We start from the raw sequence: 13,082 nt of genomic DNA on the forward strand, positions 1-13,082 counted from the left end.
GTCAATCACTCTCTGTGTGAGTATCGGTTTCTTCAGTGAGTCGGCTCGGGTCAGCAGGACGTCGTGCGTCCAGACGGGCCCCCATGATCGTCGCATACGCCCACATGCCACCGAAAACCAGGACGACGAGCAGGACGGCCGGTACGAAGAACGCCGACAGTGCGACGATCACCTGCAGCACCCATCCCGCAGTGATCGCCCATGGCCTCGTGATCATGCCGGCGACCGCCACCATCGCGAGCGCCACGACGACGCCTCCGACGATCGCCCACCACTGCGGCACCCCCCAGGGCAGCGAATTGAGCCCGAAGATCGTGAGGCCGACGAGCAGCACGACGATCGCTTCGAACCCGAGGACGATCGGTGCGAGCTTCTGCACCAGCGTGCGCGGCGCGCGAGCAGGGCGCGGAACGGGTGAGGCCTCGCTCACGCGCGCCACCCCGACTTCCAATCGTCTTCCTCGGCCAGTGCGATCGCCTCTCCGGCCAGAACGATGGATCCGGCGATGACGACGGCCCGACGGTCCGACGACGCAGCCCACTCGCGGGCCGCGTCTGCGGCATCGGCGAGTGAGGGATGCACGGTGGCACGGTGTCCTGCGGCCTCGACGAGATCAGCGATGACATCTGCATCGCTGGCACGTTCGGATTCCGGAGCTGTCGCGAACACGTGGGACGCCGCGGGTGCGAGTTCAGCGATGATTCCGACCGCGTCCTTGTCTGCGAGGATGCCGAGCACGAGTCCCCACTCATCGAAGTCGAAGCTGTCACCCAGGGATTGCGCGAGCGCCTTGGCGCCGTGCGGGTTGTGCGCGGCATCCACGACCACCGTCGGTGCGATCCCGAGCAGCTGGAGCCGCCCGGGAGAGGTCGCACCCTGCAGGCCATCGGTGATGATGTCGCCGGCGATGCGCTGCGTGCCACCGCCGATCAGCGATTCCACGGCCGCGACGGCGAGTGCAGCGTTGTGACCCTGATGCGCGCCGTACAGGGGGAGGTACTCCTCGACGTAGGAGCCGGCGAGTCCGCGGATCGTCAGCAGCTGCCCGCCGACCGCGAGTTTCTGCTCCGTCAGGCCGAATTCATCGCCCTCGAATGCAATGGTGGCGTTCTTCTCGGCAGCGACCCTGCGCAGTACCTCGGCGGCCTCGGCGGGCTGCTGGGCGGACACCACTGCTGCGCCCTCCTTGATGATGCCGGCTTTGACCTCCGCGATCTTCTCGATCGTGTCGCCCAGCCTGTCGGCGTGGTCGATGGCGATCGGTGCGAACACTGCGACGTCGCCGTCGGCCGTGTTCGTGGAATCCCAGGATCCGCCCATGCCCACTTCGAGGACGAGCACATCGACCGGCGCATCGGATGCTGCGACGAATGCCAGTACGGTGAGCAGCTCGAAGAAGGTCAGCGGAGCATCGCCTGCCTTCTCCAGCTCAGCATCCACGATCCCGGCGAAGGGCTCGATCTCATCCCAGGCGTCGGCTACCGCACCATCGTCGATGGGCTCACCGTCGATCATGATCCGCTCGGTGAAGCGCTCCAGGTGCGGGCTCGTGAACAGACCGGTGCGCAGTCCGTGCGCACGCAGCAGACTCTCGATCATGCGGGCGGTCGATGTCTTGCCGTTGGTGCCGGTGATGTGCACGACGCGGTAGGTGCGCTGCGGGTCGTCGAGGAGCTCGAGGATCCGCGCAGTGCGATCCTTGCGCGGTTGCACCCAGCGCTCCCCTGCCCGGCTCAGCAGCGCCTCGTACACGGCGTCTGCGCGTTTGCGGTCGCTCATACGGATGCCCCTTCGATGTTGGAGTCGATCGTCACGATGATCGCGGATTTGTCCGATCCGAGCGCGGTCGCGCCGCTGCGGAACACTCCGTCGCCGGGACTCGTGACGGTCGAGACCAGCTCGTCCATGTCGTCTGTCGCCTGCACGGCGAAGGCGATGGCGAGCGTCTCCCCCGCGATGAGGTCGGCGTGCGTGCGCAGCGCGTCGGCGTTCTCCGGCGAGACGTTCAGTGCGAGCACGATGCGATCGCTGACGTCGAGACCGGCGTTCTTGCGCGCCTCCTGAACGACGCGGATCGCGTCGCGGGCCATGCCTTCGGACTCCAGCTCGGGTGTCGTCTGCGTATCGAGCAGCACGAAGCCGCCGGTCGGCACGATGGCGAGCGCCTCGCCTTCCGGTCGGCCGGTGGTTTCGAGTGCGAGCTCGTACTCGGAGGGCTCGAGAGCGATCCCGTCGACGACGACCCCGCCGTCCTTCTCCTCCCAAAGTCCTGCTCTGGCACCGGCGATGACATGCTGCACCTGCTTGCCCAGGCGAGGCCCTGCTGCACGCGCATTCACGCTCAGCCGGTGGCTGATGCCGTACTCGGCCGCTGCGGTGTCGGTGAGCTGCACGAGCTCGACGGACTTCACGTTGAGCTCATCGCGCAGGATGTCCTCGAACTGGCCGAGCGTGTTCGCCAGCGGCGAGACGACGCTGAAGCGCGCGAGTGGCAGTCGCACGCGCAGCTTCTCCTTCTTGCGCAGCGCATTGCCGACGCTGGACAGCTCGCGCACAGCATCCATCGCATCACGGATGTCATCTGCGGCCGGGAACGCGTCGGCATCCGGCCAATCGGTCAGGTGCACGCTGCGCCCACCGGTGAGGCCCTGCCACACCCGCTCGCTGACCAGCGGCACGAGCGGGGCGGCGACACGGGTGAGCGTCTCGAGCACGGTGTAGAGCGTGTCGAAGGCCTCACGGCTCCTCGGGTCATCGGTGACGCCGGTCCAGAAGCGATCCCGCGAACGGCGGATGTACCAGTTCGTCAGCACCTCGGCGAAATCGCGGAGGCGAGCGGATGCCGTGGTCGAGTCGAGTCCTTCGAGATCGGCTCGAACCTCGCGGACGAGGTCGCCGGTGCGCGCCAGGATGTAGCGGTCGAGCACGTCGGTGGAGTCAGTGCGCCATTCGGCTTCGTAACCGCCATCCGACGCATCGCCACCGGCGCCCGCGGCATTCGCGTACGTCGAGAAGAAGTACCACGAGCTCCACAGCGGCAGCAGGAACTCCCGCACGCCGGCGCGGATGCCCTCCTCCGTGACGGCGAGGTTGCCGCCGCGGAGCACCGAACTCGACATCAGGAACCAGCGCATCGCGTCGGAGCCGTCACGGTCGAGCACCTCGGACACATCGGGGTAGTTGCGCAGCGATTTCGACATCTTGTAGCCGTCATTGCCGAGCACTATGCCGTGGCAGCTGACACCGGTGAACGCCGGGCGGTCGAACAGCGCGGTCGACAGCACGTGCATCAGGTAGAACCAACCGCGGGTCTGCCCGATGTACTCGACGATGAAGTCGGCCGGCGAGTGCGAGTCGAACCACTCCTGGTTCTCGAACGGATAGTGCACCTGCGCATAGGGCATGGATCCGGAGTCGAACCAGACGTCGAAGACGTCCTCGATGCGCCGCATGGTCGACTTCCCCGTCGGGTCGTCGGGGTTCGGGCGGGTCAGTTCGTCGATGTACGGGCGGTGCAGATCGACGTCGCCCTCCGGATTGCGGGGCAGCGTGCCGAAGTCGCGCTCCATGTCCGCCAACGATCCATAGGAGTCGACGCGCGGGTACTCGGGGTTGTCGCTCTTCCAGATCGGGATGGGCGATCCCCAGTACCGGTTGCGGCTGATCGACCAGTCGCGCGCGCCCTCGAGCCACTTGCCGAATTGGCCGTGCTTCACGTTCTCGGGCACCCACGTGATCTGCTCGTTGTTCGCGAGCATCTTGTCCTTGATGTCGGTCACCCGGACGAACCAGCTCGAGACGGCCTTGTAGATCAGGGGGTTCCGGCAGCGCCAGCAGTGCGGGTAGGAGTGCTCATAACTGGCCTCGCGGACGAGCCGCCCGTTGTCCTTGAGCAGGCGGATGAGCGGGCGGTTGGCATCCATCCAGAGCTCACCGGCGACGTCGGTGACGTTGGGGAGGAATCGTCCGCCGTCATCGAGGGAGATGATCGTCGGGATGCCCGCCGCGCCGGCCACACGCTGGTCGTCCTCACCGTAGGCGGGAGCCTGGTGGACGATTCCAGTGCCGTCGGTGGTGGTGACGTAGTCGTCGGCGAGGATGCGCCAGGCGTTCTCGGTGCCGTAGGTCTCGGCATCCGCGTAGTAGTCGAACAGGTGGTCGTAGGTGACGTCCTGCAATTGTTCACCCTTGACGGTCGCGTCGACGGCGGCGAGAGCATCCGCCGCCGTCTCGTACCCGAGATCCTTGGCATATCCGGCGAGCAGATCGCGGGCCAGCAGGTAGCGGTGCGCGGCCGCCTCGACCGGCTCGCCTGCGTTGTGCACGTCGGCTGCGCCGGCAGGTCCTGCGGGGAGGACGACGTACTCGATGTCCGGCCCCACGGCGAGCGCGAGGTTCGTCGGAAGGGTCCAGGGGGTCGTCGTCCATGCGAGAGCACGAACACCGGTGAGGCCGAGCGACTCGGCTTTCACGCCGGTGAGCGGGAACGTGACGGTGACGGATGGATCCTGACGCATCTTGTAGACGTCGTCGTCCATGCGCAGCTCGTGAGCGCTGAGCGGTGTCTCGTCGCGCCAGCAGTACGGCAGTACGCGGTAGCCCTCGTAGGCGAGGCCCTTGTCATAGAGGGTGTTGAACGCCCAGAGCACGCTCTCCATGTAGTTCGTGTCGAGCGTCTTGTAGCCGCGCTCGAAGTCGACCCAGCGAGCTTGGCGGGTGACATAGTCCTGCCATTGGTCGGTGTATGCCAGCACCGACTCCCGCGCCTTCGCGTTGAAGACATCGATGCCCATGGCCTCGATCTCGCTCTTCTCGGTGATCCCGAGCTGCTTCATCGCTTCGAGCTCTGCGGGTAGACCGTGCGTGTCCCAGCCGAAGACCCGGTCGACCTTCTTGCCGATCATGGTCTGGAAGCGCGGGAAGAGATCCTTGGCGTACCCGGTCAGCAGGTGGCCGTAGTGCGGCAGTCCGTTGGCGAACGGCGGGCCGTCGTAGAAGACCCACTCGTCTGCGCCCTCACGCTGCGCGATGGATGCCCGGAACGTGTCGTCCTGCTCCCAGAAGTCGAGCACCTCGCGCTCGATCTGAGGGAACCGAGGGCTGGGGGCGACGTCGGCGGCAGGGCCGAAGGATGAAGTGCGTGGGTATGTCATCGTGTCTCGCAGTGCTCGTGGCGGATGCTCCGTGCGAGGACGATCCTCGCGGACCGCGGTACCACCTCGCGTGCTGCGCCTCACGGCACTGCCACTCTCACTGCGGCGATGACGGGCCTGCCCCGCTCGGTTCTACTGGGTCTTGCGACTGTTCTTCCGAGAGCTCCCCGGTGATGGCCGGATCAAAGCGTGTGCGTCCATTGTACGCGGCCGCGCGCGTCGCGCGCTCAACCGCAGTTGTGCGCCTCACGCGCAGGAAATCATCGAATCTCTGCGGTCGAAGCGCACAACTGCGAACCAGAGATCAGGCTGCGAGGTGCAGCCCCTGCGCCACGGCGCGCATGATGACGTTCTGTACGACTTCCCACTCGTTGATGACCTGCTGGTAGCCCACTCGGATGACGTGATATCCCATGAGCCGAAGCTCTGCGTCGTGCCGGTTGTCTTCCAGCCGTTGCGCGCCGACGTGAGTGCCGCCGTCGATCTGGATGATCAGGCGGGCACCGATCAGCACATCGACCCGATGGCCGTGAATCCATGTCTGGATGCGCAGCGGCAGTCGCAGCCAGCGAAGCCTCGGCCGCAGATACGTCTCAAGACCAGCATCCGCGAAGGGCGTGGCCTGCTCCAGGATGCGCCGCGCTGCAGGTTTCCACGAGAATCGGCGGAGCGCCTCCAGCGTCACGAGGTTCTTGTTGAGCGCAGAATCCCAGGTCGCCAGGGCCTGTTCGAACGGCTCGCAGGCTGCGACAGCCGCGAGAACATTCTCGATCGGATCGACGAGCGCTTCAGGGTGCCGCGGAATGAGCGGTGTGAACCAGTGCACAGTCATATCCTTCGGCTTCTGTCCGGAGCTTCCAGGAGTCGCCGCGGCGTGAATGCCCGTTCGTCGGTCGTGAACCCAGAGCCCCAGTCGCTGCGCCTGGGTGAGACAGCTGAGGACCACCCCCGCACGAGCCGCACGGAGAAGATCAGCATCCGCCCCAGGAACCGCTAGCCACCCTCGAATCGGCCTGGACAGCAGTCCTGCGCTCACGGCACCGTCGACGTCACGCCGGCTGAAACCGCGATCGAGCACCGAGGAGACGCGACAGATGCCACCGCGTCGTCGCACTTCGATGACCACTTGGTTGATCCGCATAGCCGCAGATCCTGGCATCCGTACCCCACCCGGCGGAGCCGAGATCACGCCAACTGTGAGCAAAAGCAGGACTCACGCGGCTGTGTAGGAGTAGTGAGCGTGTGCCGTCCCGCGCAGTTATGCGCTTCCCTCGCAGGAAATCCAGGATCCGCTGCGAGTGAAGCGCTCATCTGCGAACGAACGCACGGCGGCCTCACCCCTCGCGGTGGTATCCGTGCAAGTCGTCCTGGACGCCGTTGATCCAGACCTCCTCGCCACCGTCCGGATCAGCGATACGGACCGTGCGCGTGAATGCCTCGTCGACGACGGATGCCTCGAACCCGGCATCCCGAAGCCTCGAAGCGAGAGCATCGAGATCGCCACGCGCCTCGAACGAGAGCCCGACCCTCGGCCCGCCCTTGTGCAGACCGATCGAGCCGCCGTCGCTGAGCAGCTCCACCCATCCGCCACCATCTGCAGCGATTCCACCACGCAGGCCGAGCGCCGCGAGGATCGAGCGAGGCTCCACCAGGTCGTCTTGGAACCAGATGGGCTGCACCGCGATGTCCCCCCGTGCGGCCGCCACCATTCCCTCCGACACCGTGATCGCGACCCCGGAGGTCGTATGAACCGTCAGCACCTCGCCGACGCCCTCCATGTCAGCGCGCGTGACCTCGAACGAGGAAAGAGCGGATGCCGCGGCATCCAGATCATCGACGACGAGGTGGATGTCAACAGCTCCGGCTCTGTGCTCCGCCGTCGCGCCATGCACAGCCAGCACACCGTCGGCGTGGAACTCACCCCAGTCCGGGGTCGGCGCGTACGCCGCGCTAAAGCCGAGCGTCTCCGCGAGCGCCCACCAGCGTTCCGGCTGCTCGGTGTAGACGATCTGCTGCACGGTCACCGTCATCAGTTCTCCTCCAGGTACTCACGCAGGGCCGTTTCGACGAGCGCCGACAGACTCGCGCCGTCGTCGATCGCGCGGTGCTTCACCGCACGGATCAACTCCGGCGGCAGGTACACGTTGAACTGCGCCTTCTTGTCGATGGGCGACTCTTTTGCTTGCATGCTAGCAATATAGCCAAGTTAGGCTGCGACTGCAACGTTGTCCGACCCACCGCTTACGCTCAAGGGGTGGCCCGCTCCTCCGAATCCCCCGCTGCTCCACGCGTCTCCATTCCCGACATCCCGCCTCGCCTCCGCGATGCCGCCGCCGCACGCAACGCCGACCTGCTCGCTGCAAGGCTCGATCTCTCGGGCACGGTCGACCTCGCATACGCATCGCTCGAGCAGTGCGTGATGAACGCCGACGCCGACGGAATCGACCTGATCGGCGCGACGATCCTCGACGTCGACGTCCCCGACATCCGGGTGGCATCCCTCAGTCTGCGAAACGCCGGCATCCGCAGGCTCCGCATCTCCGGAGGCCGCATCGGGACGCTCGATCTCAGCAGCACCCGCATCGATGAACTCGAATTGCGCGATCTGCGCGTCGACTACCTGAACCTGGGCGGTGCAAAGGGCACCGACCTCCTGTTCAGCGGATGTGCGATCCGCACCCTCGACATGCCGCAGGCAGAGCTCACCCGTGTGCGTTTCGAGGACTGCCGCAGCGACGAGATCGACCCACGCGGACTTCGCGCAACCGATGTCGATCTGCGCGGACTCGACGCCATCGCCTTCACGGATGCGAACGGCCTTCGCGGCACGACGCTCACGACGTTCCAGGTGCAGCAGCTCGCGCCGACACTGGCAGCGGGCGTCGGCATCCAGGTCAAGGACTGAGATCTGAGGGCGCGCCCTCAGCGTCCTGCGGCGAGCAGTTCCTGGGTGAATGGATGCTGCGGTGAGGCGAACACCCCGGCAACAGGCCCCTGCTCCACGACGACGCCGTCCTGCATCACGAGCACGTCATCAGAAACCGCGGCGACCACGTCGAGGTCGTGCGAGACGAAGATCATGGTCAGCTCGTGTTCGCGCTGCAGACGCCCGAGCAGCTGCAGAACCTTCTCACGCACGGACGGGTCCAGAGCAGACACCGGCTCGTCGAGCACCAGCACATCCGGGTCTGCGGCGAGCGCTCGCGCGATCGCCGCACGCTGCCGCTGCCCGCCGGACAGCTGCGCCGGGCGCCGTCGGGTCAGCGCCGGATCGAGATCCACTTCGGCCATCAGCGCCCTAACGCGCGCAGCGCGAGCGGCCCGTGGCACATCGCCCGCCTCCAGCGCCTCGCGCAGTGACCGCCCGATCGTCCAGCGGGGATCGAAAGCGCCGAGCGGGTTCTGATGCACGAGCTGCACCCTGTGCTCGCCGTTCCACCGGAGATCACCCGAGTCCGCCTTCTCGACACCCACGATCATGCGGGCGAGCGTCGTCTTCCCCGACCCGGACTCCCCCACGATCCCCAGCGTCTGCCCCTGCAGCAGTGTGAAGGACGCGCCGGCGACCGCTGGAACGCCCGAGAACGCCTTGGTCACTTCGATGCCGGTGAGCACCGCATCTCCCAGCCCGAAGCGTTCCGCGCGGGGCTCGTGCATCGTTGCGGTGATCAACTCGCGGGTGTACTCCTCCTGCGGCGCGTCGAGCACGTCGGCGACGGCCCCCTGCTCGATGACCCGGCCCGATCGCATCACGAGCACGCGGTCGGCGACCCGACGCACGGCCGCGAAGTCATGGCTGATGAAGACGACGGCCGTGCCGGCATCCGCAATCGATCGCAGCAGAGCGAGCACGCGGGCCTGCACCGTGGCGTCCAGCGCGGTCGTCGGCTCATCGGCGACAAGCACAGCTGGCCCACCCGCGAGCGCGGACGCGATCAGTGCCCGCTGTCGCAGCCCCCCGGACAGTTCATGCGGGTACTGGCCGGCGCGACGTGAGGCATCCGTCATCGAGACCGACTCCAGCAGCTCGAGCGCACGTTCCCGACGTTCACGTCGCGACAGCTCAGTGTGGATCGCGAGAGGCTCTGCAACCTCGACGCCGATGCGTCTCAGCGGGTCGAGCGACACCAGGGCGTCCTGCGAGACCAGACCGATCCGGTTCCCTCGCAGTTCGCGCCAATCGCTCTCGGAAAAGCTGCGCGCATCCACCCCATCGATGCCCAGGACATCGGCCTCGACTCGCGCAGCATCCGGCGTGAGACCGAGCAGCGCGGATGCCGTGAGCGACTTTCCTGCGCCGGACTCTCCCACGATGGCCAAGCACTCTCCAGCGGCGACCTCGAAAGACACTGCCTCGACGAGCCGCGCGCCCCGAATCGTGACCGAGAGATCCTGCACCTCGAGCGCACTCACGAGACCCTCCCTTCGGCACGCGCCCGCAGCGTGCGACCGACGATGGTCGCCGACACCACGGTCAAAGTGATCGCGACCCCGGGGAACACGGCGATCCACCACGCCGTGCCGAGCACGTTGCGTCCGCCTGAGAGCATGAGCCCCCATTCCGGTGCCGGCTCCGTCGGTCCGAGCCCGAGGAAGCTGAGACCTGCGGCAGCGAGGATGCTGGACCCGATCCCGATCGTCGCGAGCACGCTGAGCGAACCGAGCACGCCCGGAATGACATGGCGGGCGAAGGCGCGTATCGGCGGCACACCGAGGATGCGGGCGGCCTCCACGTGCTCGGTGAGCGCGAGAGACCGTGTCTGCACCCGCGCCAGTCGCACGTATACGGGCACGGCGGCGATCGTGACCGCGATCGCGACATTGGTCGGCCCTGGCCCGAGGATCGCCACCACCACGAGTGCGACGAGGAACTCCGGGAACGCGAGCAGCACATCCGTGACGCGCATCGCCGTAGCATCCACCACTCGCGGGGCGATGCCCGAGAGCGCCCCGATCACGAGCCCCAGTACGAGTGCGAGCCCCGTGGCCAGCAGTCCGATGCCCACCGAGCGCCCAGCTCCGTACACGACACGGGAGAAGACATCCCTGCCGCTCTGATCCGTGCCGAACAGGTGAGCGGGCCCCGGTGCCTCCAACGCGGCGCGAACATCGGTGCGTAGCGGATCATGCGTCGCGACGAGCTGAGGGAACAGCGCCATGACCGCGACCACGGCAAGCACGACCAGTGCCGCCCACATCAGCACATGCCGCGAAGCTGCCTGCGGCGACGTGCGCACGCGACGCGCGACATCCGGACGAGGCGACAGACTCACGAACGCACCTCCCGGGCGTCGACGGGGCGCAGCCGCGGATCGAGCACCGGGTACAGCAGTTCGACGATGAGGTTCACGACCACGAACACCAGGGCGCTGAACAGGATGATCCCGGTGATCACCGGAAGGTCGCGGTCGGTGATCGCCGACAGAGTCACCCGCCCGAGCCCCGGTCTGGCGAACACCGTCTCCACGAGCACGGCGCCGCCGAGCAGCGACCCGACCATGTACGCGGCGAGGGTGAGAATACCTGCCGCACCGTGACGCAGAGTGTGGTGGGCGGTGAGCCGCACCTGGCCTGCGCCACGTGCCCGTACGGTCGTGGCCCACGGCTGCCGCTCCGCCGCCTCTATGCCATCGCGCAGCACCTGACCGAGCAGAGCTGCGACGGGGAGCGCGAGCGTGACGGCCGGGAGCACGATCGTCGCGGGGTTGCGCGTGCCGGACACCGGGAACCAGCCCAGGCCGAACGCGAAGATGCTGAGCAGGAGGATCCCGATCCAGAACACCGGCGAGGAGAGCACGACCAGCTCGACGCCGGCGATGATGCCGCGCGACACCTTGCCGCGGGCGAACAGCGCCACGGCGAGCGCGAGCACCACTGCGATCACGAGGGCGAGCGCCGTCAGTTGCACGGTGGCTCCGAGCCGACGGCCGATCACCTCGGCGACCGGCATCCGCAGCTGGTACGACTCACCCAGGTTGCCCTGCAGCAGTTGCCCCAGATACGAGAAGTACTGCTCCAGCGGTGGACGATCCAGCCCCAGCTCGGCGCGGATGCCATCCTTGACCGCTTCGCTCACCTGGGCCTGCGGCCCGAGCATCACCGAGACGGGGTCACCGGGAATCACCCTGAATGCGAGGAACGCGAGCGTCGCCGCGCCCCATAGGACTATGACGACGGATGCTGCGAGTCCCGCGATTCGGATGAGCAGAGGCTTCACGACCCGCTCAGCCGACCGTGACCTCGTAGAACAGCGGACGGCCGTACAGGTCGTACTCGAGACCCGAGACGGTGTCGTTCACGGCGGTGATGAGCGACGGGCTGTAGAGCGGCACGATCGCAGTGTATTGCGCATTCCACTGCTGCAGCTGCTGATAGATCGCAGCCCGCGCGTCGACATCGCTGGTGGCGACGCCTTCTTCGAGCAAGCCGTCGATCTCAGGATCCGTGACCTGCGACGCGTTCTGGAACCCGTCGGTGTGCAGGTGGCTGCGCAACAGGTCACCGTCGACGCCCGAGAACCCCCAATCGGTGAGGTCGAAGGTCTTCGGACCGTACTGCTCGTTGTAGGCGCCCGGTTCCAGCACCTCTCGCACGACTTCGAAGCCGATGTCGGCGAGATCGGACTGGATGGCGTTCGCCAGAGCGGCATTGTCGTCGGAAACAGGCGTGTACGCGATCCACCGCACTGAGAGCCGCTGGCCGTCCTTCATGCGGATGCCGTCGCTGCCGCGTTCGGTCCACCCGGCCGCATCCAGCAGGCTGTTCGCCTCGTCCTGATCGAACGGCCAGCTACCCTCGAGCGATGCGTCGTATCCAGGCGTCGTCGCTCCGAGAATGCTCCACGCCCGGGGGAACTGTCCGAAGAAGATCTCCTCGACGGCCGCGTCGATGTCGATGCCGCGGGCGAATGCCTGTCGGACCTTCTCATCGGCGAAGAGGCCGTACTTCTCGTTCAGATACAGCGAGTACGGCAGGCCGGGGTACTCGTTGGAGTCGACGGTCAGCGTCTCCGGCAGCTCGACCGCGAGGTTCGGCGGCAGGTTGCTGGCAAGATCGGCCTCGCCGCTCTCCACCACACCGGCACGTACCGACGCCTCCGGCAGGATCTCGACTCGCAGTGTCTCGAACTGCGCAGCCCCGGCACCGTCCGGCCCCCACGCGTAGTCGGGGTTGCGGGTGTAGACGATCTCCTGGTCCGGCGTGTACTCGGTGAGCTCGAACGGACCGGTGCCCACAGTGACGTCAGGGCCCCCGGCCTTGAGCTGATCGGTCGAGTTCTCCAGCACTGCCGGTGAGTAGAACCCGAGCAGCGGGGTGCTCGCGGCCTGCAGGAACGGCGCGTACGGCTGGGTGAAGCTCACCTCGACCGTGTGTTCGTCGATGACCTCGGTGCCGGCGTAGAAGTCGCCTCCGAGCATGCTCGCCGCCTGGGCGGAGGCCGTCTCGGGGTCCGCGATGCGGTCGAAGTTCGCCTTGACGGCATCCGCATCGAACGGCTCCCCGTCATGGAACGTGACGTCGTCGCGCAGATCGAACGTGTACGTGGTGCTGTCGTCGGACACCGTCCAATCCGTGGCGAGCCACGGAGAGAACGAGCCGTCGGACTCCTGGAAGACGAGCGAGTCGAGCACGGCGCGCTGCACCATGCTCGACACGTCGAGCTGGCTCGTCTGCGGATCCATGTGCCCTGCGGAAAGGTTCGCCCCCTGAATGGCCCAGACGACTTCCCCACCTCCGTCGGTTTCGGAGCCGCCGGGGCCGGCGCAGGCGCTGAGCGCCAGAGCAGCGGCGGCGGCAAGCGCGGTGATGGGCAGAATGCGACGCACGAGCAGACCGGGCATGCGAGTCCTCAGAAAGAGTGGAAGGGGTCAGTCGATTCTACCCGGGGTTTTTGGACAGGGTCGATCTACGCCGACCTGCAGCCGGGAC

At 66.8% G+C, this 13,082-nt stretch carries 11 protein-coding genes; 1 reads left to right on the forward strand and 10 read right to left on the reverse strand.

Annotated elements, in window-relative coordinates:
* Window position 1: 1 nt before the first annotated feature.
* From QFZ46_RS00110 to QFZ46_RS00135, 6 genes are all read right to left on the reverse strand, one after another.
* On the reverse strand, window positions 2–430 hold the full coding sequence (locus tag QFZ46_RS00110; RefSeq protein ID WP_307357033.1) for a DUF4233 domain-containing protein: 429 nt from the start codon (window positions 428–430) through the stop codon (window positions 2–4).
* Window positions 427–1,779, reverse strand: coding sequence for a bifunctional folylpolyglutamate synthase/dihydrofolate synthase (locus QFZ46_RS00115; RefSeq protein WP_307357037.1), 1,353 nt, complete (start codon window positions 1,777–1,779; stop codon window positions 427–429). Before QFZ46_RS00115 ends, QFZ46_RS00110 begins: the two co-directional genes overlap by 4 nt.
* A complete protein-coding gene (gene ileS / locus QFZ46_RS00120; RefSeq protein WP_307357040.1) occupies window positions 1,776–5,153 on the reverse strand; it encodes an isoleucine--tRNA ligase in 3,378 nt (1,125 codons plus the stop codon). The genes QFZ46_RS00115 and ileS overlap by 4 nt, the downstream gene beginning before the upstream one ends.
* Window positions 5,154–5,457: 304 nt before the next feature.
* Entirely contained in the window at window positions 5,458–6,294 is an 837-nt protein-coding gene (locus tag QFZ46_RS00125; protein ID WP_307357043.1) for an endonuclease domain-containing protein, read from the reverse strand.
* 193 nt (window positions 6,295–6,487) lie between these two features.
* Window positions 6,488–7,183, reverse strand: a complete 696-nt coding sequence (locus tag QFZ46_RS00130; protein ID WP_307357046.1) for a VOC family protein — start codon at window positions 7,181–7,183, stop codon at window positions 6,488–6,490.
* Window positions 7,183–7,341, reverse strand: a complete 159-nt coding sequence (locus tag QFZ46_RS00135) for a ribbon-helix-helix domain-containing protein (protein ID WP_307357049.1) — start codon at window positions 7,339–7,341, stop codon at window positions 7,183–7,185. Before QFZ46_RS00135 ends, QFZ46_RS00130 begins: the two co-directional genes overlap by 1 nt.
* 66 nt (window positions 7,342–7,407) lie before the next feature.
* Here QFZ46_RS00135 and QFZ46_RS00140 point away from each other — a divergent pair, with 66 nt between their 5' ends.
* Complete coding sequence (locus QFZ46_RS00140; RefSeq protein WP_307357052.1) at window positions 7,408–8,058, forward strand: pentapeptide repeat-containing protein; 651 nt, start codon at window positions 7,408–7,410, stop codon at window positions 8,056–8,058.
* A gap of 17 nt (window positions 8,059–8,075) precedes the next feature.
* Here the strand turns inward: QFZ46_RS00140 and QFZ46_RS00145 are convergent, their stop codons facing one another.
* From QFZ46_RS00145 to QFZ46_RS00160, 4 genes are read right to left on the reverse strand one after another with little or no spacing between them, the layout of a single operon-like run.
* Window positions 8,076–9,566 (reverse strand): dipeptide ABC transporter ATP-binding protein, encoded by a 1,491-nt coding sequence (locus QFZ46_RS00145; protein ID WP_307357055.1) that lies wholly within the window; start codon window positions 9,564–9,566, stop codon window positions 8,076–8,078.
* Window positions 9,563–10,426, reverse strand: a complete 864-nt coding sequence (locus tag QFZ46_RS00150; RefSeq protein WP_307357058.1) for an ABC transporter permease — start codon at window positions 10,424–10,426, stop codon at window positions 9,563–9,565. The genes QFZ46_RS00145 and QFZ46_RS00150 overlap by 4 nt, the downstream gene beginning before the upstream one ends.
* Window positions 10,423–11,370, reverse strand: coding sequence for an ABC transporter permease (locus QFZ46_RS00155; RefSeq protein WP_307357061.1), 948 nt, complete (start codon window positions 11,368–11,370; stop codon window positions 10,423–10,425). The genes QFZ46_RS00150 and QFZ46_RS00155 overlap by 4 nt, the downstream gene beginning before the upstream one ends.
* A gap of 7 nt (window positions 11,371–11,377) precedes the next feature.
* Entirely contained in the window at window positions 11,378–12,994 is a 1,617-nt protein-coding gene (locus QFZ46_RS00160) for an ABC transporter substrate-binding protein (RefSeq protein ID WP_307357063.1), read from the reverse strand.
* Window positions 12,995–13,082: the final 88 nt, after the last annotated feature.

The organism is Microbacterium murale, from assembly GCF_030815955.1.
GTDB classification, from domain to species: Bacteria; Actinomycetota; Actinomycetes; order Actinomycetales; family Microbacteriaceae; genus Microbacterium; species Microbacterium murale_A.

What these genes read in the sequence shown, in the direction of transcription:
- QFZ46_RS00115 (WP_307357037.1), bottom strand. Translation starts at nt 1,779, where the DNA reads ATGAGCGACCGCAAACGCGCAGACGCCGTGTACGAGGCGCTGCTGAGC.
- ileS (WP_307357040.1), bottom strand. Translation starts at nt 5,153, where the DNA reads ATGACATACCCACGCACTTCATCCTTCGGCCCTGCCGCCGACGTCGCC.
- QFZ46_RS00125 (WP_307357043.1), bottom strand. Translation starts at nt 6,294, where the DNA reads ATGCGGATCAACCAAGTGGTCATCGAAGTGCGACGACGCGGTGGCATC.
- QFZ46_RS00130 (WP_307357046.1), bottom strand. Translation starts at nt 7,183, where the DNA reads ATGACGGTGACCGTGCAGCAGATCGTCTACACCGAGCAGCCGGAACGC.
- QFZ46_RS00135 (WP_307357049.1), bottom strand. Translation starts at nt 7,341, where the DNA reads ATGCAAGCAAAAGAGTCGCCCATCGACAAGAAGGCGCAGTTCAACGTG.
- QFZ46_RS00160 (WP_307357063.1), bottom strand. Translation starts at nt 12,994, where the DNA reads ATGCCCGGTCTGCTCGTGCGTCGCATTCTGCCCATCACCGCGCTTGCC.